This is a genomic window from Geofilum rhodophaeum (assembly GCF_002210225.1).
GTDB lineage: Bacteria > Bacteroidota > Bacteroidia > Bacteroidales > Marinilabiliaceae > Geofilum > Geofilum rhodophaeum.
Genome location: NZ_MWUJ01000006.1, coordinates 13,629 through 34,259 on the forward strand (window position 1 = coordinate 13,629; position 20,631 = coordinate 34,259).

Below are 20,631 nucleotides of genomic sequence, written 5' to 3' on the forward strand. Positions count from 1 at the left end.
TTTTAGCTGTTATGAAATCATTGGTATTAATGTGCGCCATCTTGCTCCTTACAATGGGGGTAAAGGCACAGGAAAAGGAGGCCGACATCTATTTGGTAAAATCAGGCTATGTTGAATACGAGCTCAGTGGAAGTATTACGGGAACCCGCACCATTTGGTGGGACAATTATGGAAGATGGACGAGGGAGGAGGAGAAATCTTTAACCAAAATGAAGGTTTTCGGCTTTACCTCGGAGGAGGAGACCCATACCATTACCGTAACCAAAGACGACAGATTCTGGACGGCCAATATGTTGGAGCAAACAGGAATGACTGGCATTGAGTCGGTAGAAGATATTCAGTTGGAGCTGAGTGAAATGGACGAAGAAGACAAGGAGGAGTTGGGGCGTGAGTTATTTGATGCCCTTGGGGGCAGGGAATTACCGCCCGAAACCTTTTTGGGCCGAAAATGCCAGGTGCTGGAGGTCATGGGTGCTAAAACCTACATTTATAACAATATCCCTTTAAAGTCATCGGTGGATATTATGGGCATAAAGGCCGATGTTACTGCAAAGGAATTAAGGGAGAACATTTCTGTTCCAAAATCAAAATTTGAGCCGGTATCGGGCATCGAATACCGAGAAATGCCCGATGAATTTGGGTTTTTTGAATAAGTCTTTACACTAATCTTTAAATTATAGCGTTATGAAAAAGTTTGTTACAGTATTGGTGGTGCTGACTGCCTTAATGACTTCGTTGGGTGTTGATGCTCAGGAATCGAAATTGGCCTTAGGTGGCGGACTGAATTATGGTACTGAGATTGATAACGTGGGTATTTCTTTGTTGGGCTTGTATGTCCTTACCGACCAATGGGAAGCGGCTCCCGGTTTTACCCTCTTTCTCGAAAAGGATTATACCAAGTTGTCGTCTCTTGACTTGAATGGTCATTATGTATTCAGCAACAATGGTTCCAATGCTTTTTATGCTGTTGGCGGATTAAATGTGACCTTCTTTAAGTGGGAAATGGGCGGCAATGCTTATCAGCCAGAGGAGGAGTATTCAGAGTATTCAGATTATGAGGGTTGGGGTGATTTGTACAGCGATGTGCTTCCGGGCCTGTATGCCGATTTAGATGTGAATGAAACCTATATAGGCTTGAACCTTGGTGCTGGCGCTCGTATCAAGTTCAGTGATAATTTTTCGGGTCTTGCTGAGTTGAAATACACTGTTGGGGAGCTCGATTACATGAATTTGGGTGTAGGCGTTTTGTATCACTTCTAAATCATTTTTAGGGTGGGGTTTGTCCCGGGAGGAAAGCATTTTCCTTCCGGGACATTTTTCTTAAAACCCATTGATGGTACTGCGGATGGCGCTGAGCTTGGTCAGCAGGCCTTCGAGCAGGTCGAGCCGCAGCATATTGGCGCCGTCGCTTTTGGCATTGGCCGGGTCGTGGTGGGTTTCGAGGAAGAAGCCATCCACACCTACAGCTGCACCGGCACGGGCTACGGTTTCAATCAGCTGGGGCTTGCCCCCGGTTACGCCACTGCTTTGGTTGGGTTGTTGCAAGGAGTGGGTAATGTCGAGCACCACCGGTACCTGAAAGGCTTGCATGGCGGGAATGCCCCGGTAGTCGATGATCATATCCTGGTAGCCAAACATGGTGCCGCGGTCGGTCACCATCACCTGGGGATTGCCGGCATCGCGCACTTTATCTACTGCAAAACGCATGGCCTCGGGGGCCAGAAACTGGCCTTTCTTTATGTTGATGAGCTTGCCGGTTTCGGCGGCAGCCACCAGCAGGTCGGTCTGCCGACACAAAAAGGCGGGAATCTGCAGCACATCTACATACTCGGCGGCCATGGCGGCTTCGGAGGCGGCATGGATGTCGGTGATGGTGGGTACGTCGAAGGTTTCGCTGACTTTCCGAAGAATTTTCAGCGCTTTTTCGTCGCCAATGCCTGCAAAGGAATCGATGCGCGAGCGATTGGCCTTGCGGTACGAGCCTTTAAATACAAAGGGGATTTGCAGCTTGTCTGTTACGCGCTTGATTTCTTCGGCTATGCGCAGGGCCATTTCTTCGCCTTCGATGGCACAGGGACCGGCCAGGAGGAAAAACTGACCGCTGTTGCTGTGCTTTATTCTCGGGAGTTGTTCAATCATTGGTGTCTGCTCTTAATGGTTATTACTTTGTGTAGGTCTTGAATGGTTCAGTAACTGCTTTTGGGGCCGCTCTATTGGTACGGGTCTTACTGGTATTTGCGTTTCCACAAAAACTCCATGCGTTCGCGCAGTTTGGCTTCCTGTGCGTTGCCTTGCGGTGTCCAGAGTCGGGTCTTGCTGAGTTTTTCGGGCAGAAATTCCTGCTCGGCAAAGTTGTGGGGATAATCGTGCGAATACTTGTAAGTGGCGCCGTAAGAGAGCTCCTTCATGAGCTTGGTCGGGGCGTTGCGCAGGTGCAGGGGCACCGGCAGATTGCCGCTTTGCCGTACCAGGGCCTGGGCCTCGTTGATGGCCTTATAGGCTGAGTTGCTTTTGGCGCTGGTGGCCAGATAAATGGTGACCTCGCTCAGAATGATGCGCGATTCGGGCCAGCCGACCATCTGAATGGCCTGGAAGGCGTTGGTGGCCAGCAGCAGGGCATTGGGGTTGGCCAGACCCACATCTTCGGCGGCGGAGATGAGCAGGCGACGGGCAATGAATTTGGGGTCTTCGCCACCCTCCACCATGCGGGCGAGCCAGTAAACAGCGGCATCGGGATCGCTGCCGCGAATGGATTTGATGAAGGCGGAGATGATGTCGTAGTGCATCTCTCCGTTTTTGTCGTACTGCGCCGGGTTTTGCTGAAGCAGTTTGCCGACGAGCTCGTTGGTGAAGACCACCGTTTCGCCTTCGTCGTGGGCATTGACCACGAGCTCTATGATGTTGAGGAATTTGCGGGCGTCGCCGCCCGCATAACGCAGCAGGGCTTCGTCTTCCTTCAATTCAATTTGGCGCTTTTTCAGCACCAGGTCGTTCGCGCTGATGTGGCGAAACAGTCCCAGCAGGTCTTCACTTTCGAGGGCTTTCAGCACGTAAACCTGGCAGCGCGAGAGCAGGGGCGAAATCACCTCGAAGGAGGGATTTTCGGTGGTGGCACCAATGAGGGTGACCACGCCCTCTTCTACAGCCCCCAGGAGGCTGTCTTGCTGCGACTTGCTGAAACGGTGAATCTCGTCGATGAAGAGGATGGGGGCGGCGCTGTTGAAAAAGCGCGAGTTGCGGGCTTTTTCGATGGCTTCGCGGACGTCTTTTACGCCGGAGCTGATGGCCGACAGTACAAAGAAGGGGCGCTCGAGCTGCTGGGCAATGATTTTGGCCAGCGTGGTTTTGCCCACACCGGGTGGTCCCCACAGGATGAGCGAGGATATGCGTCCCGATTCGAGCATTTTACGCAAAACGGCATCGGGGCCAACCAGATGTTGCTGACCGATGTAATCGTCGAGCGATTTGGGGCGCATGCGTTCGGCCAAAGGGGGAAATGTGCTCATAATGCTGCTTGCTTGCTGTACGACAAAGGTAGCTTTTTTTGTGCGAAGGATAAACTTCCGGAGCAGCGCTTTGTTTAACTACTGCAGTAGGTGCTGTAACTTAAAACAGAACTTAAAAACAAGAGGTATGAAAAGTGGGAAATGGGTGTTGGGCTTACTGCTGTATTTACTATCATTTAATGCTGCTTTAATGGCCAATAACAATAAAGAAACCGCCCTGCTGGGCGGAGGCTGCTTCTGGTGTCTGGAAGCGGTGTATCAACAAATGAAGGGAGTGCTTTCGGTGGAATCGGGTTTCAGCGGAGGCTATGTTAAAAATCCAGCCTACCGCGAGGTGGTCAGCGGTCGCACCGGTCACGCCGAGGTGGTCCGCATTACCTTTGACCCGGAAGTGCTGCCTTACGAGGTCTTGCTGTCGGTGTTTTTTGTTATCCACGACCCCACCAGTCTCAACCGCCAGGGCGCCGATGTGGGTACGCAGTATCGTTCGGTTATTTTTTATACCAGCGCGGAGCAGGCAGCAACAGCCCGAAAGGTGATGGCGCAACTGGAGGCCGAAGAAGTGTACGATAAGCCTTTGGTTACCCTGCTCGAAGAGGAAGCACCTTTTTATAAGGCGGAGGACTACCACCAAAACTATTTCATCAACAATTCGGAGAAAGCCTACTGTCAGGTGGTGGTGGCGCCTAAGGTGCAAAAGTTTAAGGCCCGCTTCGCCGAGTGGCTCGTGAAATAAACTTACTCGGCTGAGGGCTCGTCAACCATGGGCACAAATCGAACAGGCATGAGGGACTGGCTGCTGATTTGGCCGTTTTGCTTATAGACCATTTTCAGGTACTGCAATTCGTTAACGCCGCCAATGGGGATGACCATGGTGCCGCCTTCTTTCAATTGGTCGATGAGCACCTGGGGAATTTCTTCCGGGGCAGCGGTTACAATAATGGCGTCGTAGGGCGCATGTTCTTCCCAGCCCAGGTAGCCGTTGCCGGTGAGCACCTCCACATTGTTGTAGTTGAGTTGCTGTAAAACCTGTCGGGCCTTGTCGGCCAGCTCGGGAATGACCTCAATGCTGTACACCAAACAGCCCAAATGGGCCAATACAGCAGCCTGATAACCAGAGCCCGTACCTATTTCCAGTATCTTCATTCCGGGCTTTAGCTGTAATTGCTCGGTCATAAAAGCCACCATGTAGGGCTGCGAAATGGTTTGCTCCCAACCAATGGGCAGGGGGCGGTCGTCGTAAGCCAGTTGCTGGTATTGTTCGGGAACAAAGTGGTGGCGGGGTACTTCACGCATGGCATTGAGCACGCTGGCCGAGCGGATATCGCGGCCGCGCATTTGCTCGCTCACCATCTTTTCACGCATTTGTACCCAGTTTTGTGCTTTCATATTTGTAGTAAGGCCGGTAATCGTAAGCAGAAGCAGCAGCAACACCAGGCTGCATAAGCAGCGGGTAGGGCTTTTAAGTTCAGGTTTTTGGTTCAGCATGTTCATGCGGTTTCTGTTTGATTTGATGAAGGTACAAAATTTTTATCTTTGCCGGTAAATAACTGGCATGGCACGACATTTTTTAGAACTCGCCTATTTGGGTACAAACTTTCACGGCTGGCAGCGTCAACCCAATGGCGTTTCGGTTCAACAGGTTTTGGAGGAAGGATTAAGTACCCTGCTGCAGCAGGAGGTAGCGGTTACCGGCGCGGGACGTACCGACGCCGGAGTACATGCGCGTTACATGGTGGCCCATTTTGATTGGGACCGGCCTTTCATGTCCATGCAAAAACTGGTCCAAAAACTAAATCGTTTTCTGCCCCGCGACATCGTCGTATATTCGGCCAGCGAAGTGCCACCCGATGCACACAGTCGTTTCGATGCGGTAGCTCGTCGCTACGAATACCATGCCAGCACCGTAAAGGACCCATTTAGTCAACTACTGGCCACGCGCCTGCGTTTTTCCGTGCATGTTCAGCGCATGAACGAAGCCGCTGCCTTGTTGCCGCAATGCAGCGATTTTACCAGTTTCAGCAAGTTGGGGGGCAACAACAAGACCAATATTTGTAAGGTGCAGGAAGCCTATTGGGAAGAGCGCGGCACCCTGCTGGTCTTTCATATTGAAGCCGATCGCTTTTTGCGCAATATGGTGCGTGCCCTTGTGGGCACCCTGTTGGATGTAGGGCGCGGAAAATTGCGTGTGGAAGATTTTGCAGCCATTATAACAGCGTGCGACCGCGGTGCCGCTGGCACCTCGGCACCCGCCGAGGGCCTGTATCTGGTAGATGTACGCTATCCCGAGGCGGTATTTAAGCGCAGTGTGTCGTAGCACCGAAGACCGGCAGGAAAAAGGTGGGCAGCATCAGCTGTTCCAGATGCGCCAGGCCGCTTCGGCCTGCAGGTGCAGCATGTCCAGTCCGTTTTTAATGACGGCACCCTGCTCGGCGGCCTTCTGCAAAAACAGGGTGGTTTCGGGGTTGTAAATCAAATCGTAGCACAAATGATCGGCACCCAATGCCTCGTAGGGTAAATGGGGGCACTGATCGGTGTTGGGCGACATGCCCAAGGGGGAGGTGTTGACAATGACCTTGTATTCCGACAAAATTTCGGGGCTGAGGGCCTCGTAGCTGACCTGGGCGGGACCTTTGGGACTGCGACTGACAAAGCGGTAGAGTATGCCGGCTTTGAGCAGACCGTGGGCTACGGCTTTGGAAGCGCCACCGGTGCCTAAAATCAGTGCCTTGCGGTGGTGGTCCTTCAGTAAGGGGGCCAGACTTTCGCTGAAGCCTTTAACGTCGCTGTTGTAGCCTTTCAAATGGGCCTTGCCCTGGTTCCAGGTGATTTTAATGACGTTAACGGCACCAATATGGCCGGCTTCGGTATCCAGTTCATCCAAAAAGGGCAGCACCTGCTCCTTATAGGGAATGGTAACATTGAGTCCCGCCAGGTAGGGATGCTGTTCCAGCAGTCCCTTAAGTTCGCCGATGTTGTTGAGCGGAAAGTTCAGGTAACGTGCGTCGATGCCTTCGTCTTCAAATTTTTTGCTGAAGTATTTCTGCGAAAAGGAATGGGTGAGGGGATAGCCAATGAGACCGAAAGTACGCATAATGCTTTGATTTTAAGATTTGTGTTGGGCCGATTTTTCGGTGAGCCAAATGAGGGCAATGCCTGCGACAAACAAGAGCAGGGCCAGCGCAAATTCGAAGTTTGCTTCGGGCAAAAAGTAATCGTAGCCCACCACCTTGATTTTATCGCCAAACTGTTCGGTGAGGGCATTTTTCCAGGGCCATAGTACGCCCAGCGAACCCAGAATAAAGCCGGTAAGCAGGGCAATGGTAGAGTCGGGAAAGCGCTTCAAGAGCCACGACAGCAGGTGCGAAAAAGCCAGGAGTCCGAGCACCGCACCGGCACCCACCGGCAGCAGAATGTCTAATTGAAACTGGCTGACAGCCTGTATCATGACCAGTTGATAGTTGCCCAGCAAAACCAAAACAAAGGAACCGCTGAGTCCCGGCAGTATCATGCTGCACATGGCCACCACCCCGCAAATCAGCAGGTACCAGGTCTCGGAATTTTCAGAGGCGGGGGACAATACACTGATGGAGCCGGCCAGGATGGCGCCGACCAAAAGGGAGAGGACCGAAGCGCTGTGCCATTTTTTAACTGTTTTGCCAACAAAGTACACCGAGGCCAGTACCAGGCCAAAAAAGAAGGCCCATACCAGGGTGGGATAATGCACAAAAAGGTAGTCGAGCAGTTTGGCCAGGGAAAGGATGGCCAGACCAATACCGGCAAAGACCAGCAGCAAAAAGGTGAGGTCGATGTGGGCAGCAAAGGCCCGCCATTGTCCGGTAAAAAACAGGCGGACCGCAGTGCCGTTTAAGCGCTTTATGGCGTTGATGAGTCTCTCAAAGATGCCGGTAATCAGCGCAATGGTCCCCCCCGAAACGCCGGGAATTACATTGGCGGCGCCCATGGCCATACCTTTCAGGAGCAGACTTAAATTTTGTTTGAGCATAAGTGTGTTCTAATGGTTGACTTCCGGAATAAGACGAAGCAAGGTGGAGCTGTGCAGACCCAGGCGTTTACTTTCCAGAGCCAGTACGGCATCAAAAGCAATGTTGCTCAGGTTGACTTCGTTGCCCAATCCGTTGATGAGTTCAATTTGCTGTTCCCGGGCGGGCGCATCCCACAATACTTTGGAGAGATCGATGCGGCCCTTGCCGTCGCCACAGTTGAGGTAAAAGGCCAAACCATCGCGACCGTAAAGGGGCATTTGGTGACTTTCTTTCACCAACACGTAGCGTGCGCCGGCTTCGAGCTCCTCTTGCATGTAATCGAGGTACTCGTCGAAACTCAGATGGCGGTCGCGCAGCTGATTGGTGGTTTCGCTGATGACTTCAAAATCTTGGGCAAATCTTTTGATTTCCTCGCATTTTTGTTGGCGCGACAGCTCAATAACACTGTCCGATATTTCGAGGTATTCGATGCCAAAGCGATCGAGATAGCTGCGGTAGCTGTCGAGGGCATTGCGGCGGACAAACACTTCGAAAAGGGTGCCGCCAAAATAGGGGCGGATACCGGCTTCGTGGTAAATATTGAGTTTGGCTTCGAGGGAGGGGATGAGCAGACTCGTTCCGAAGGCCATTTTTACAAAATCGGTGTAGGGCGCACTGCCCTCACAAAAATTCTCTGCTTCGCGTACACTCAGTCCCCGATCGGTCATCAGTGTAAGTCCGCTCTCGCGAGGCTTCTGGCTGCGCGGGGGTAAAAAGGCTAAGTCAAAATTCATAATTGGTATGCATTTCGAGGAGCTGACTCAGTTTCTTGCTTTTCTGAATCATCTTCTCCAGTTCGGGGTAAAAATCAAGCAGCAAATCAAGATCACCGGGGTTTTCGGCCAGCGCCTGTTCCAGGTGCAGGGCCGCAGTTTTCAGGCTGCGCTCTTCCAACAGAAAGTAGGCCGCCAACAGGTAGTGCACCGCTTCGGAGTTGGGGTAGCGCTGCAACCAGGTCTGCAGCATTTTTAAAGGTTTTCGCCGGGGGTAAAGGGTGCGCTGCACCTGAAACAGCTCGTAAAGGTTGCGCAGGTTGCCCGGGTCTTCTTTCACACAAAATTCCAGGGCAGGAAGTGCTTTCTTAAAATCTCCGGCCAACAGCAGGACCCTGGCCCGTAAGTAATACAATTCGCCTACATCCTTATGGTATTCAAGTGCCTCCTGGGAGGCTTCGAGGGCTTCGTCAACCAGATTGTTGTTGATTAAATGGGCCAGGTAGTTGAGCCAGGCCGGAAAATAGAAGGGATCGGTCTCAATGGTATGCCGGTAAAAGCGCAGCGCCATGTCGCGTTGCCCCATTTGGTCGTAACAGTCGGCAATGTAATACAAAGGCAGGAGCTGGTCGTAACCAAAGGAAATGTACTCGATGTACAGTTCTATGGCTTCGGCAGGTTGATTGAGGTTGACCAGGGAGTTGGCCTTGTTGAACAGGGCTTCGGCATGCGAAGGATTAATGGCCAGGGTATAGTCGTAACAATCTATGGCACTGTTGTAATCTTCTTTTTTGATGTAGAGAATTCCCAGGTTGTACCAGGCGTTCTCCGAAAAGGGGTCGATGTCGAGCAGCTTCTGATAGGTTTCCATCCCTTCTTCCACACGGTTCAGCTTGTCATAGGCAAAGGCCAATTCAAACAAGAGGGCATCGTTATCGGGATAGTCGTTCTCCGCGGCACTCAGCACTTCAATACAGGCGGCAAACTGGTCGTACTGATTGAGGTAAACGGCAATGTCGAGCAGGGTTTCCTCCCGTTCTTCAAAGGTCAGTTCCAGGGCTTTGCCAAAGGCGCGTATGCCCTCTGCCGTACGTCTGCTGCGCAGATAAACCAAACCCAGATTCAAAAAGACTTCGGGGTTGGATTGTTCCAGACTGGTCAGGCGCTCCATCAGGCGGAGGGCCGCCTGATCTTCCCCTTTTTCAATAAGTACTATGGCGTGCTTGGCTTGCAGCGAAGTGGCATCTGGGTGCTGACGTATGCCCAGACGAATCACTCTTTCTGCTTTATCGAACTGAAATTTGTCGGCGTAAAAATCAAAGATGCCTTCGAGGGTATGAACATCAAAGTAACAGCTTTTACCGCCGTTCTCCATCTCCTCAAATCTTTCGATTTCTTCCTTGATGTCGTTATAATTGGTCTGCCAGGATTCCTGCATAAAAAATCAACTTTTTAACCCACAAAAATACGCATAAACAATGAGTTTTCCTCGACTTTGCCTGCAATACTGTAAGGGGCTTTTATTCAGGCTGATGCTGAGGCCTAAGGAGGTCGTTGACGGTTTTAACGGGGTTGAAGGTCTCGATGGGTACTTCCACAAAGAGGGTCAGCCAATTGGCCATGGCTCCGTTCCATAAACCCGGCAACTCCAGTGCCTTCAAATCTTTTCCGTTGTAGGTCTTTTTCGATATAAAGCCGGTTTCGGGATCGGTAAAACGACTGAGGTCGAATTTTTTCCCTTTGTAATCGTAAACCGAAGCAACCAGGTCGACCGGATTAAAGTGGGTGGCTGCCTGCAATTGGGCCGCCTGATGCGGGTCGTTGGTGTCGATCTGCGAGCTTTCCAAAATCTGGAGACTTTCCTGACCGGAGTCCTCGCGTATCCAAAAAGGACCGCCTCCGGGCTCGCCTTCGTTGCGCACCATACCGCATACACGCATGGGGCGGTTCAGGTAGTGCTGCAGGTAGGCCGCCTGGGCTTCGTGACTGCTTTGAATAAAGCTTTGCGGCAGTTCGGCAAAAAAGCGTTCGCGAATAAATTTGCTTATGGTTTCGATGAGGGCGGGACCACCGCCCGCCTCGAGGGCCTGCAGGTAGCCAAATACTTCCTGGCGCAAGTCAAGCAGGAGGCCTCCCAGTGCCATTTTATAGTCGATGGTGGTGGGCAGCAGATGCAGGGGAACCACATTGTCGATGTTTTTGATGAAAATGATTTCGCTGTCCTGCTCGTTCAGATTTTCGATGAGGGCACCGTGTCCGCCGGGGCGGAAAAGCAGCTGGCCCTTCTCGTCGCGGAAGGGACTGTTGTCGGGTGCTACGGCAAGGGTGTCGGTATGGGACTTTTGAAAGCTGAAAGCGACATTCAGGCCCGATTCAAACTGGTTTTCAATTTCGGGTCCGTGTTCGTAAAGTTGCTTTTTAAACAGTTCTTCGTGTTCGGGACTGATGGTAAAATGAATGTTGACCAGTCCGTCGCTGCCCAGGGCAAAAAGGCTGCCCTCCACCAGATGCTCTTCCATAGCGGTGCGCAGGGCATCGGGGTAAGCGTGAAAATGTACCAGTCCCTTGGGTAAAAAGCCATAATTGAGGCCTTCTTCGGAAAGAAGGGCGGAGATGATGGCGGCAGCGCGCGATTTGCGCACGTGTACATTATTGAGGTTGTGCTCTCGCAGCTTTTCGACCAGCAGCGGGAAGAAGGCAAAGCGTGGCAGTTGTTCGCAGAAGCGAACAACGGGATGCTCATAAGGGAGTCCCTTAAGTGGAACCGGTTCTTCCAAATACTGGTATAGGTCCTTAAACATGCGGGTGGCAGCGCCCGAAGCAGGTACAAATTTCGACAAGCGAAGTCCTTCTTCCTTCGCCTTTTTATAAGTGTCTGTGCTCTTTTTCAGGTTTTCGGGAGTCAGTTGCAGGATGCCATCACCCGGTGTGGCGGGGCGCAAGACCTCCAGCGGTTTAAAACCGCTCACAAAGCGTTCGATTTGTTCCTTAACGCTGGCCTCCGACAGGCCTTTTTGCTCCAAAAGGTGCAGGTCTTTTTTTGTCATCATGATGTACTGCTTTTGTATTTCTGTAAAGATACAAATATCCACCTAAAAATGGGGCTTCCCGCTTATTTAATCGAAGAGGGGTGCCAACAGCCCTGTGGCGACTATTCGACCAATAGAGGTGAATGGTTTAATGGTTTGTAAATTAGGGTCTTGTATGTTTGTCGGTGCTGAAATTTTGACTTATTTTCGCGCTCTTTCAAAATCAATCTGTAAGTACATGAGAAGTCTATTCATTATTTCTGTGCTGGCCCTAATGGCCGGTACAATGCGCGCCGAAGGTTATCAGGTTAACCTGCAGAGTGCGCGTCAAAACGGAATGGGACACACCGGAACGGGTTTAAATCTGGGCGCTGCCTCCCTTCACTTTAATCCGGGTGCCTTGTCGTTTATGACTGCAGATACCGAGTTTTCGGGCGGTGGAACGGCTATTTTTTCAAACAATACCTTTCAAAAGGCGGGTTCGGATTATGTGTTCGAGAGTGATAATCCCGTTTCTACGCCTTTTTATCTTTATGGCGCCAAGCGTTTCAACGAGCGTCTGGTAGGAGGCCTTTCCGTAACTACGCCCTTTGGTAACTCGCTGGTATGGGGCGACGATTGGGATGGTCGTTTCCTGATTCAGGACATTGCCTTAAAAGCCATTTTTGTGCAGCCTACCGTATCGTTCCGACTCAACGAAAAGTGGAGTGTGGGGGCCGGTCTGGTATTTGCCTATGGCGATGTGCTGCTTAACAAGGCTTTGCCGGTGCAGGGTGGCGAAGGAGACGGACAGGTGGAACTGAGTGGTAAAACCACTTCGTTTGGAGCCAATGCAGGCATCTATTTTCAGGCCAGCGAAGCGCTGAGTCTGGGTTTAAGCTACCGCTCTACCGTTAATATGGAAATGGACGAGGGCGAGGCGAAGTTTTCGGTACCTGCCTCGCTGCGGGGTCAGTTTCCGAATACTACTTTTAGTGCAGCCATGCCCATGCCCGGCAGCATTACCTTTGGGGCAGGCTGGCAGGTCAACGAGCGCCTCCTGTTGGCGGCCGATGTGCAGCACGTGCTGTGGTCGTCGTACAAGGACTTGAATTTTGAGTTTGAGGCCGACGAAGTGCCCGATTCCTATAACGTGCGCAACTACGAAAACACGACCATTGGTCGTGTCGGTGCGGAGTACCTGGTCAGTGATTTGTTGACTGCCCGTCTGGGTTTTGCTTACGATCCCACGCCCATTCCCGATGGTTTGCTTACCCCTGAAACACCGGGTGCCAATAAGCCCAATGTAACTTCGGGACTTACCCTCAGGCCTTCGTCTAAGCTGTCGGTGGACGCTGCTTTCCAGTTTATCTGGGCCGAGGAGCGCAGCGGCGGTTTTGACCCGGCCAATTATTATGGGACCTACAATACCAACGCAGTGCTGTTGAGTATTGGTTTAAACTATGCATTTTAAAAGTTTGGAATTATGAAGATGTTTAAGATATCCGCTGCATTGTTATTGGCCCTGGGTTTTTGGCAATGCGAAATTTCAGTAGATGAGTTTGAAGCTTCCTCCGGTTCGCTGGATTTGTCGTCGTACGTAGCATTGGGCGACAGCTATTCGGCAGGTTATGTGGATGGGGCACTGGGTAGGGAAACCCAGGTAGAGTCGCTCCCGGCCATTTTGGCGCAGCAGTTTGCTCTGGCGGGTGGCGGTGCCTTTACGCAGCCGCTGATGCCCGAGGGCAAGAGTATTGGGGGTACTGCCATTGATGAGCAGGGCACCCTGAATGGTTATTTTCAATTACAGGTGGTGAATCAGCAGTTGACGCCGGTACCTACGGTGGGCGACATGGAAGTTTTTGGCGATATTGTGGGCGACCAGGGACCTTTTAACAATATGGCGGTACCGGGAGCTAAGGCGAGTCATTTATTGACGCCACTTTTCAGCACGCCAGAAGTGGGCAATCCCTATTTTGTACGTTTTGCCAGCAACCCTGGTCAGTCTTCCGTTTTGAGTGATGCTTTGCGTGCTCAACCGACTTTCTTCAGTCTGTGGATTGGGGGCAACGATGTATTGACTTCTGCCATTGCCGGTGGGAGCGAAGATATAACGCCTCCGCAGGAATTCGCTGCTTACATTAACTTACTAATGGAAGCACTGGCTGCTGAAGGGCGCCCCGGCGTCATAGCCAACATTCCCTCTATTGAGGCCCTGCCTTACTTCAGTTTTGTGGGCACACAGTTGCCTACAGCCATTGCGGTGGAGGATCCTGCTGAAGAAGCTGGATTAAGGGTTCTTCTTTCGGGTGAGAAGGTCTTGCTGCCTGCCTTGCAGTTGCTGGGCGCTGGTTATGGCACGCTGGAAAAGCCCCTGCCTGCCCAATACTTTCTGAGTCGGGACGAACTGGAAGCGATTTCTACAGCCATTGCCGCTTACAACGAAGCGATTGCTGAGGCTGCCGCGGAGCACAATCTGGCTTTGGTGGATATGCATGGAATGATGGAGCGTCTAAAAACCGGAATGGTGGTGGATGGCAACAACTACTCCAGCACTTTTATTTCGGGACAGGTGCTCTCGCTCGATGGGATTCATGCGACGCCCCGGGGCTACGCCATCATTGCCAATGAGTTTATCCGTGCCATTAATGCAAAATACCAGGCTGCTATTCCCCTGGTTAATGTGAACGATTACCGGGGCAATGTTTTCCCCTAAGGATTTTGTTTTTGAATAAACTTTGTTTTCGCATAAAAAAAGGAGCCGCAGGGCTCCTTTTTTATTTAATGAAAGTGCTTTGTCTGGCAGGAAGCACTGCTGTTATCCCCTACTGTTTGGGGCATGCTTCCTTGCTTATTTAACCGGCGGGGCAGGAATGCCCGGCAGGTCTTTGCGTTCTTTTAATTCTTCAAGTAGTACCTCAATGGCCTTGTTCAGCTGCTGGTCCTCGCCCATAAACTCCTTGTAGGGGTCGTTCTCCACTTCGATATCGGGTGCCACACCTTCTCCTTCTATCATCCATTCGCCTTCCATCGAAAGGGAGGTAAACTGGGGTACGCGCAGGTCAGTGCCGTCGATAAAGGGGAGGGGACCGGTAATGCCTACGATGCCGCCCCAGGTTTTGGTGCCAATGAGTTTTCCGAGGCCCAGTTCCCTGAAACCGAAGGCAAAGAGATCGCCGTCCGATGCCGAATACTTATCGATCAGAGCCACTTTGGGTCCCACCAGGGTTTGGGCGGGAATGGTGGAAACCTGATCGGAGTTGCGGCGCATGTTAACGCGGTAGGGGGTGCGACTGAGGCGTTCGAGAATCATGGGCGATACGTTGCCGCCCCCGTTGCCGCGGTCGTCGATAATCAGTGCCTTTTTGTTCAGCTGAGGGTAGAAATATTTTACAAATTCGTTGAGTCCCCCCGGACCCATATCGGGGATGTGCAAATAGCCGATTTGGCCGCCGCTGGCCTCTTCTACTTTGCGCATGTTGTTTTGTACCCATTCAAAATAATAGAGGCTGCTCTCGTCGGCTATCGGGGTGACCAGTATCTGACGGGCTCCCTGGGTGGTGGGACGGTCATTGATGGTGAGCTCAACGGTTTTGCCTGCGGTGCCGATGAGCAGTTCGTAGGGGTCGGCCACGCTGTTGACGGGCACACGGTTTACGGCGATCAGGTACTCGCCTTCGCGTACCTTAAGGCCCGGCTGGTTGAGGGGGGCTTGCAGGGTGGGACTCCAGGGGGCGCCTTCCAGTACTTTGTCGATGCGGAAAAAGCCGCTTTCGTGGGCACTGAGACGGGCGCCGAGCAGACCGGTGGGAATGCGTTGGGTGCCGGGCTGGTCGCCGGGATTCACGTAGGCGTGACCCGCATTGAGCTCGCCAATCATTTCACCAATGATGTAGTTGAGGTCGGCCCGGTGTTGCACGTGGGGTACCAATTGCTGGTATTTTTCGTAAATACCCTGCCAGTCGACCCCATGCATATTGTCCACATAAAAGAAGTCGCGCATTTGTCGCCAGGCCTCGTCGTAGATTTGCTGCCATTCCTCGGCATAAGCTACCTGCACCTGCATGCTGCTCAAATCCATGGGTTTGTCGATTTGAACGCTGCTCGAAGGCAGGTCCATAACGGCCCATTTCTGGTCTTTACCGACCAGCATTTTATTGCCTTTGGCAGAAAGGGTGTAGTGGTAGTCGCCCAGGAAGGTCTCTTTTTGCTCCTTGAGGTCGAACATGGTGAGTCCACTTTGCTCTTCCTTGCCTTGAATGCGGCGGTTGTAATAAAGCTTGTTGTCGATCACATTGAGGTTGTAGAAGGAGCCGGGTTCAACGGGGACTTCCAGAATACGGTGGGCAATCCCCGTGTAATTGATGCTCACCGTTGGGAGACTGTCACCAGCCTGGTCCTTGTCTTTCTGGTCGGCTTTTCCCTTATCCTTGTCCTTGTCCTTGTCCTTTTCCTTATCTTTACTCACCTGTGCTACAAGTTGATTTTCAGGAGCAAAGGGCGAGGGGGTGTCTTCGCTTAACAACACCAGATAGATTTTACCCATGTTTACATAGGCGTGGTTCCACTCGGTTTCTCCATAGATGGGATTAAAGGTCCGATCGGAAGCAAATATGAGGTAAAGGCCGTCGCGCGAAAAGGAGGGGCTGTAGGAATGGTGCCAGGGATCGGTTATGGGGAAGCTTTCGCCGCTTTCGATGTTCAGCACATGAATAACGCCCATGCGGTTGTCGCCATAGTCGGTATAAGTGAGCCAGCGGCTGTCGGGACTCCAGCTGAAATCGCTCAGGGGGGTGAGCTTGCTCTGGGCTATTTTGCGACTTTGTCCGCTTTCGCTGTTGGCGAGGTAGAGCCCGAAGTGCTGGTCGTTCCATGCGAGCCATTGCCCATCAGGACTCCAGCTGAGGTTGAATTTGTAGGTGTCGGCACCACTGGTGAGCTGGCGGGGCAGTTCTTCTCCAAAAACATCGCTGATCCATATTTCGTATTCACCGCTTTTATCGCTGAGCCAGGCTACTTTGCTGCCATCGGGACTCCAGGCGGCGTCGCGCTCGTGAATGCCGGAGCTGCGGCTGAGGTTGTAGGTGATGCCTTTTTCGGTAGGCACTGAAAATACTTCGCCACGGGCCGAAAAGAGGGCGCGCTCACCCTGGGGGGAGAGGTCGATGCCGGTGATGCGCTGGGTGGCATCTACGCGTTGGCTGCGTGCAAAGTTCTGGTCGTTATGAATTTGCACGGACACTTTTTGTACCTCGCGGCTTTGGGCCTCGAGGGTGTAAATCCAACCGCCTTTTTCAAACACGATGTGACTTTGATTGTGCGAGGGAAATTTGATGTCGTAATCCTCAAAGTGGGTCACTTTCTCGGTCTCCCGGGTTTGGGTATTGTACACAAAGAGGTTCATGGTACGGTCGCGGTCCGAAATAAAGAAGATTTCGTCGCCTATCCACATGGGCATCAGGTCCTGAGCCGGATGCTCGGTAATGCGCACAGTCTCTTTGGTCTCAAAGTCGTGCACCCAAAGGTCGTCGGCCATGCCGCCCTGGTAGTACTTCCAGGTACGAAACTCGCGAAATACGCGGTTGTAGGCCATTTTTTTGCCGTCGGGCGAAAAGGACAGAAAGCCCCCTTCGGGCACTTCGATTTGGGCCGACAGGCCGCCTTCTGCGGGCACTTTAAAGAGTTGGCCTTTAAAGGAGTTGAAGCTGTGTTGGCGCGAGCGGTACACAATTTGTCCGTCGGGACTCCAGCCCATAACAATGTTGTTGGGTCCCATACGGTCCGACAGGTCGTCGCGCCCCAGGGTGGCGGTGTGGGTGAGGCGTTGCGGAATACCTCCTTCAGCAGGCATCAGGTACACTTCGGTATTGCCGTCGTACTGGGCGGTAAATGCCAGCTGGCTGCCGTCGGACGAAAAGCGGGGAAAGATTTCCTGTCCCCCGTGCGAGGTCAGCTGACGGGCGGTGCCGCCCGTCAGCGGCACGCTGTAGAGGTTGCCGGCATAACTGAAGGCGATTTGATTTTCGCCTACCGCCGGAAAGCGCAGCAGGCGGGCTTCTTCGCCACGGGCCATGCCCATAAAGGCGGCGGCTGCCAATAAGGTCAATAATTTTCTGTACATATGGTTCTCAATTTATGTTGTTGCTCCTGTTTGGGCCAGGGAAGGCATACGACTAAAAAGAGAAACGCAATTCGACCGAAAAGGTTGAATTATTTGATTTCTTTGGATTGGGCGGCGTTTACAAACAGGATGTCGCCCAAATCCTTGAAGCTGCAGAAAAACTCCTCGCCTTTTTCCTTGATTTTTTCATCGCGGAAGCCCATGATGGTAAGGGCGGCGTTTTTGGAGTGCGTTCTGATGATTTCGGGTACGCTCTGGTTGCCCTCGGAGGTGATGATTTCGATGTTGGTGAGGGTAATGGGCAGGCGACCGCTGGCAATGAGTTCTTCAAGCTCTTCGCGGGTTTGCTCGTTTTTGCCGGGGGCGCAAATGCTGAAAATTTTGAGGTGACTCTTATGCCAGTCGGGGTGGGCCAGTATGATGTAGCCGAGCAAAATCATCAGGTTGGTATTGATCAGGTCGGTAGAGCGTATCCAAATGTGTATGCCGTTGTGATAACGCATGATGCTGCTTGAGCCGGCAAAAATGCAAACGTCGAAGTTGCCGGCCTTGGTCAGCTTAATGTTGTCGATGATGCGGTTGATCTCCTCAGGTTGCTCCTGGTCGTACTCAAATACCACCATGTTGTTTTCCATCCCCGAAATGGAGGGCGCCTGAATCACCTGGGCTATGGCCGAGGTGTAGGATGGGGAAATCATGGTGTCGATGTAGAGGGCGTTGTCTTCTTCTTTTTGTAAATCGACCAGTTCCTTAAGAATGTCGCGCGAGGCGCTGTAGGTCTGCTTGCTGTAATAGCCTTCTATAAAATGGAAGTAGGTGCCAAAACCGTGTTGGTACGAGATCCAGTTCATCAAATCAAGCACTTTTTCGCGCTCAAAGGAATGGGGCGAGATGCATACGGCAGCCGGGCGCCATTCTTCCGTCTCTAAATCGCTTTGGTGCTTTTGCATGTACACCTGAATTTTGCGGTTGAGCTGGAACAGGGCGCCTTTAAAGATGTTGACCAGTCCCTTTTGGTCTTTGTTGTAGTGCTCAATGACCAGATACAGCACCACAATGACCAGGTAGGCCAATATGGTGTAGAGGGGATTGATCATGAACATGACCCAGACCGACAGGAGGAAGCCGGCGAGGGAAAAGTACCAGCGCGATTTGAATTTGGGGCGGTAGGACGGGGGCGAACCAAAGTGGTTGAGAAAGGAAATGAGACAGAGGGTGCCGTAGGTGATGAGGAAAAACATGGAGATGATTTCCGCAACGACGTTTACGTTACCCAGGGCGACAAATAAAAAGGCGATGGCAAAGGTGAGCAGGGAGGCGTTGAAGGGCTCGCGCGATTTGCCCTTGCCTTTGGCCATGAGGTAGTTGAATTTGCGAAAGGGGATGCTTTTATCGCTGGCCAGGGCCTGCAGGGTACGTGGGGCAACCAATACGGAGCCCAGGGCGGAAGAGATGGTGGAGGCGGCCAGACCCAAAGGGATGATGAGCAAACCGCCAATGGCAATCTTCGACATCACCAGCTGGTGCTCCAGCAAGTCGGCCTGGGAGGCGGAGACGGAAAACTTCCAAATGAGCACGAAATATATGAGCATGCCGGCTACGGTGGCCGCCAGAGTGCCCAGCGGAATGGATTTTCCCGGATTTTTCAAGTCGCCGCTCAGTCCCACCCCCGCCGTCATTCCGGTAAAGGCCGGAAAGCAGATGGCAAAAACCATGAAAAACTGTTCGCGGTTGAAAAAGCCAAAATTGTTGCCGGGTTGGCGCAGGGCTTCTTCGGTTTGAATGGGGCTGCCGGCAAAAAAGAGGATGATGGCGATGAAGAGAAGGGCGACGACAAAATAGAGGGCCTTAACGCCCAATCCGGCTCCTTTGCGTAAAATGATCCAGGCCAGAATGCCCAAGGCCGGGAGACTGATGGCCTGGCGGGGCAGTTCAAAATCAAAATGGCTTTGCCACCAGGTGAACAGGGGTTCAAAGGCTTCGGTAAAGGCTATGACGTAAAAGGCTACGCTGATGGCCTGGGAAAAGTAGAGGGCAATGCCTATGGTGCTGCCGATTTTGAGTCCGAAGGAGCGACTGATGATGAAGTACTCGCCGCCGCCTTCCACGCGGGTATTGGTGGCCAGTTCGCTGATGGCCAGGGCGGTTGGCAGGGTAATAAGGTGGCCAATGAGTACAATCAATATGGCGCCCCAAAAGCCCAGGGTGCCGACGGCAAAGCCAAAGCGCAGGAAAAGGATGGCTCCCAGAATGGTGGAGATGGCGGTAAAAAATACCGGAGCGGTTCCAAAGCCCAGGGCTTTGGATGAGGAAGCGGTCCTGTTTTTCATACACAAACATTAGTTTGTGCTAAAATAAGCAAACGCCTTTTAATCCTCAAACAATGGACCTACTCCTTCAGGGCTTTTTTGGCTTCCTCCCAAATCTGGTCCATCTCGGACAGCCGCATGTCCTTGAGGGAGCGCCCTTTCTGTATGGTTTGGGCTTCGAGGTAGTTGAAGCGGCGGGTGAACTTTTGATTGGTGCGCTCCAGGGCGTTCTCGGGATTGATGCCGTAAAGCCGGGCGGTGTTGACCAGAGAGAAAAACAGGTCACCAAATTCGGCTTCGAGGGCGTCGGCATTTTTGGCTTCGATTTCGGCCTGCACTTCAGCTATTTCCTCCTGCAGTTTTTCCCAAACCTGCTCGCGTTTTTCCCAGTCGAAACCCACATTGCGCACTTTTTCCTGAATGCGGTTGGCTTTGACCAGGGCCGGCAGTGAGGCGGGCACACCGGAGAGCACCGTTTTGTTGCCGTCTTTTTCCTTCAGTTTGAGCTGTTCCCAGTTTTGTTCCACTTCGGCGGAATTATTCACTTCCACTTCGCCAAAAATGTGGGGATGGCGGTAAATGAGCTTATCGATGAGTTGTTGCATCACGGTGCCGATGTCGAAGGCGCCTTTTTCTTCTCCGATTTTGGCGTAAAACACCACATGCAGCAGCAAGTCGCCCAGCTCCTTACTGATGGCCTGGTCGTCCTTCTTAAGCAGCGCCTCGGCCAGTTCGTAGGTTTCTTCAATGGTATGGGTGCGCAGCGATTCGTTGGTCTGCTCGCGGTCCCAGGGGCATTTTTCGCGCAACTCGTCGAGGATGTTCAGAAGCCGTTCAAAAGTCTCTTTTTTTGCCTGCATAGCGGGTGTTTTTCCTTTATTCTGCAAAATTTGTCGTTAATTTGTACGCACAAAAATAGGAATTACCT

The 20,631-nt window shown here is 52.2% G+C and carries 17 protein-coding genes; 6 read left to right on the forward strand and 11 right to left on the reverse strand.

Annotated features, from left to right (window positions below; translation table 11 throughout):
• The first annotated feature begins 11 nt into the window (after positions 1–11).
• Positions 12–653: a hypothetical protein gene (locus tag B4W65_RS07425; protein WP_146697739.1), complete on the forward strand. Its 642-nt coding sequence runs from the start codon at positions 12–14 to the stop codon at positions 651–653.
• A gap of 31 nt (positions 654–684) precedes the next feature.
• Complete coding sequence (locus tag B4W65_RS07430; protein WP_088654515.1) at positions 685–1,260, forward strand: porin family protein; 576 nt, start codon at positions 685–687, stop codon at positions 1,258–1,260.
• Positions 1,261–1,320: 60 nt separating this feature from the next.
• On the opposite strand, the gene kdsA is transcribed toward B4W65_RS07430, so the two are convergent.
• Positions 1,321–2,139, reverse strand: coding sequence for a 3-deoxy-8-phosphooctulonate synthase (gene kdsA, locus B4W65_RS07435; protein WP_088654516.1), 819 nt, complete (start codon positions 2,137–2,139; stop codon positions 1,321–1,323).
• 86 nt (positions 2,140–2,225) lie between these two features.
• Entirely contained in the window at positions 2,226–3,506 is a 1,281-nt protein-coding gene (locus B4W65_RS07440; protein ID WP_088654517.1) for a replication-associated recombination protein A, read from the reverse strand.
• A gap of 127 nt (positions 3,507–3,633) precedes the next feature.
• Between B4W65_RS07440 and msrA the strand changes: the two genes are divergently transcribed.
• Positions 3,634–4,242 (forward strand): peptide-methionine (S)-S-oxide reductase MsrA, encoded by a 609-nt coding sequence (msrA, locus tag B4W65_RS07445; protein WP_205741236.1) that lies wholly within the window; start codon positions 3,634–3,636, stop codon positions 4,240–4,242.
• Between the two features lie 2 nt (positions 4,243–4,244).
• On the opposite strand, the gene B4W65_RS07450 is transcribed toward msrA, so the two are convergent.
• Positions 4,245–5,000, reverse strand: coding sequence for a protein-L-isoaspartate(D-aspartate) O-methyltransferase (locus B4W65_RS07450; protein ID WP_449404136.1), 756 nt, complete (start codon positions 4,998–5,000; stop codon positions 4,245–4,247).
• A 61-nt stretch (positions 5,001–5,061) separates the two neighbouring features.
• Here B4W65_RS07450 and truA point away from each other — a divergent pair, with 61 nt between their 5' ends.
• Positions 5,062–5,823: a tRNA pseudouridine(38-40) synthase TruA gene (gene truA / locus B4W65_RS07455; RefSeq protein WP_088654518.1), complete on the forward strand. Its 762-nt coding sequence runs from the start codon at positions 5,062–5,064 to the stop codon at positions 5,821–5,823.
• A gap of 33 nt (positions 5,824–5,856) precedes the next feature.
• Here the strand turns inward: truA and B4W65_RS07460 are convergent, their stop codons facing one another.
• The 5 genes from B4W65_RS07460 to B4W65_RS07480 form a co-directional block, all read right to left on the reverse strand.
• Positions 5,857–6,600: a shikimate dehydrogenase family protein gene (locus tag B4W65_RS07460; RefSeq protein ID WP_088654519.1), complete on the reverse strand. Its 744-nt coding sequence runs from the start codon at positions 6,598–6,600 to the stop codon at positions 5,857–5,859.
• 12 nt (positions 6,601–6,612) lie between these two features.
• Positions 6,613–7,512, reverse strand: coding sequence for a DUF368 domain-containing protein (locus B4W65_RS07465; protein WP_088654520.1), 900 nt, complete (start codon positions 7,510–7,512; stop codon positions 6,613–6,615).
• 9 nt (positions 7,513–7,521) lie between these two features.
• Complete coding sequence (locus B4W65_RS07470) at positions 7,522–8,286, reverse strand: phosphosulfolactate synthase (protein WP_240509512.1); 765 nt, start codon at positions 8,284–8,286, stop codon at positions 7,522–7,524.
• The gene (locus B4W65_RS07475) at positions 8,276–9,703 is read right to left on the reverse strand and encodes a tetratricopeptide repeat protein (protein ID WP_088654522.1); all 1,428 of its coding nucleotides are present in this window, start codon (positions 9,701–9,703) and stop codon (positions 8,276–8,278) included. The genes B4W65_RS07470 and B4W65_RS07475 overlap by 11 nt, the downstream gene beginning before the upstream one ends.
• Positions 9,704–9,785: 82 nt before the next feature.
• Positions 9,786–11,315 carry a DUF4301 family protein gene (locus tag B4W65_RS07480; RefSeq protein ID WP_088654523.1) on the reverse strand — a complete coding sequence of 510 codons (1,530 nt, stop codon included), beginning with the start codon at positions 11,313–11,315 and terminating at the stop codon, positions 9,786–9,788.
• 217 nt (positions 11,316–11,532) lie between these two features.
• On the opposite strand from B4W65_RS07480, the gene B4W65_RS07485 reads away from it, so the two are divergent.
• Both B4W65_RS07485 and B4W65_RS07490 read left to right on the forward strand, forming a co-directional pair.
• Positions 11,533–12,747, forward strand: a complete 1,215-nt coding sequence (locus B4W65_RS07485) for an OmpP1/FadL family transporter (protein ID WP_088654524.1) — start codon at positions 11,533–11,535, stop codon at positions 12,745–12,747.
• Between the two features lie 12 nt (positions 12,748–12,759).
• Positions 12,760–13,989, forward strand: a complete 1,230-nt coding sequence (locus tag B4W65_RS07490; protein ID WP_088654525.1) for an SGNH/GDSL hydrolase family protein — start codon at positions 12,760–12,762, stop codon at positions 13,987–13,989.
• 135 nt (positions 13,990–14,124) lie between these two features.
• On the opposite strand, the gene B4W65_RS07495 is transcribed toward B4W65_RS07490, so the two are convergent.
• The 3 genes from B4W65_RS07495 to mazG all read right to left on the reverse strand — a co-directional run bounded on the left by B4W65_RS07495 (position 14,125) and on the right by mazG (position 20,563).
• A complete protein-coding gene (locus tag B4W65_RS07495) occupies positions 14,125–17,394 on the reverse strand; it encodes a S41 family peptidase (RefSeq protein ID WP_088654526.1) in 3,270 nt (1,089 codons plus the stop codon).
• An 89-nt stretch (positions 17,395–17,483) separates the two neighbouring features.
• A complete protein-coding gene (locus B4W65_RS07500) occupies positions 17,484–19,724 on the reverse strand; it encodes an amino acid permease (protein ID WP_088654527.1) in 2,241 nt (746 codons plus the stop codon).
• A gap of 59 nt (positions 19,725–19,783) precedes the next feature.
• Positions 19,784–20,563 carry a nucleoside triphosphate pyrophosphohydrolase gene (gene mazG, locus B4W65_RS07505; RefSeq protein WP_088654528.1) on the reverse strand — a complete coding sequence of 260 codons (780 nt, stop codon included), beginning with the start codon at positions 20,561–20,563 and terminating at the stop codon, positions 19,784–19,786.
• Between the last annotated feature and the right edge of the window lie 68 nt (positions 20,564–20,631).

Excerpts from the sequence above, each read along its gene's own strand:
- B4W65_RS07425 (WP_146697739.1), top strand. The coding sequence starts at position 12 with ATGAAATCATTGGTATTAATGTGCGCCATCTTGCTCCTTACAATGGGG.
- B4W65_RS07430 (WP_088654515.1), top strand. The coding sequence starts at position 685 with ATGAAAAAGTTTGTTACAGTATTGGTGGTGCTGACTGCCTTAATGACT.
- kdsA (WP_088654516.1), bottom strand. The coding sequence starts at position 2,139 with ATGATTGAACAACTCCCGAGAATAAAGCACAGCAACAGCGGTCAGTTT.
- B4W65_RS07440 (WP_088654517.1), bottom strand. The coding sequence starts at position 3,506 with ATGAGCACATTTCCCCCTTTGGCCGAACGCATGCGCCCCAAATCGCTC.
- msrA (WP_205741236.1), top strand. The coding sequence starts at position 3,634 with ATGAAAAGTGGGAAATGGGTGTTGGGCTTACTGCTGTATTTACTATCA.
- B4W65_RS07450 (WP_449404136.1), bottom strand. The coding sequence starts at position 5,000 with ATGAACATGCTGAACCAAAAACCTGAACTTAAAAGCCCTACCCGCTGC.
- truA (WP_088654518.1), top strand. The coding sequence starts at position 5,062 with ATGGCACGACATTTTTTAGAACTCGCCTATTTGGGTACAAACTTTCAC.
- B4W65_RS07460 (WP_088654519.1), bottom strand. The coding sequence starts at position 6,600 with ATGCGTACTTTCGGTCTCATTGGCTATCCCCTCACCCATTCCTTTTCG.
- B4W65_RS07465 (WP_088654520.1), bottom strand. The coding sequence starts at position 7,512 with ATGCTCAAACAAAATTTAAGTCTGCTCCTGAAAGGTATGGCCATGGGC.
- B4W65_RS07470 (WP_240509512.1), bottom strand. The coding sequence starts at position 8,286 with ATGAATTTTGACTTAGCCTTTTTACCCCCGCGCAGCCAGAAGCCTCGC.
- B4W65_RS07475 (WP_088654522.1), bottom strand. The coding sequence starts at position 9,703 with ATGCAGGAATCCTGGCAGACCAATTATAACGACATCAAGGAAGAAATC.
- B4W65_RS07480 (WP_088654523.1), bottom strand. The coding sequence starts at position 11,315 with ATGATGACAAAAAAAGACCTGCACCTTTTGGAGCAAAAAGGCCTGTCG.
- B4W65_RS07485 (WP_088654524.1), top strand. The coding sequence starts at position 11,533 with ATGAGAAGTCTATTCATTATTTCTGTGCTGGCCCTAATGGCCGGTACA.
- B4W65_RS07490 (WP_088654525.1), top strand. The coding sequence starts at position 12,760 with ATGAAGATGTTTAAGATATCCGCTGCATTGTTATTGGCCCTGGGTTTT.
- B4W65_RS07495 (WP_088654526.1), bottom strand. The coding sequence starts at position 17,394 with ATGTACAGAAAATTATTGACCTTATTGGCAGCCGCCGCCTTTATGGGC.
- B4W65_RS07500 (WP_088654527.1), bottom strand. The coding sequence starts at position 19,724 with ATGAAAAACAGGACCGCTTCCTCATCCAAAGCCCTGGGCTTTGGAACC.
- mazG (WP_088654528.1), bottom strand. The coding sequence starts at position 20,563 with ATGCAGGCAAAAAAAGAGACTTTTGAACGGCTTCTGAACATCCTCGAC.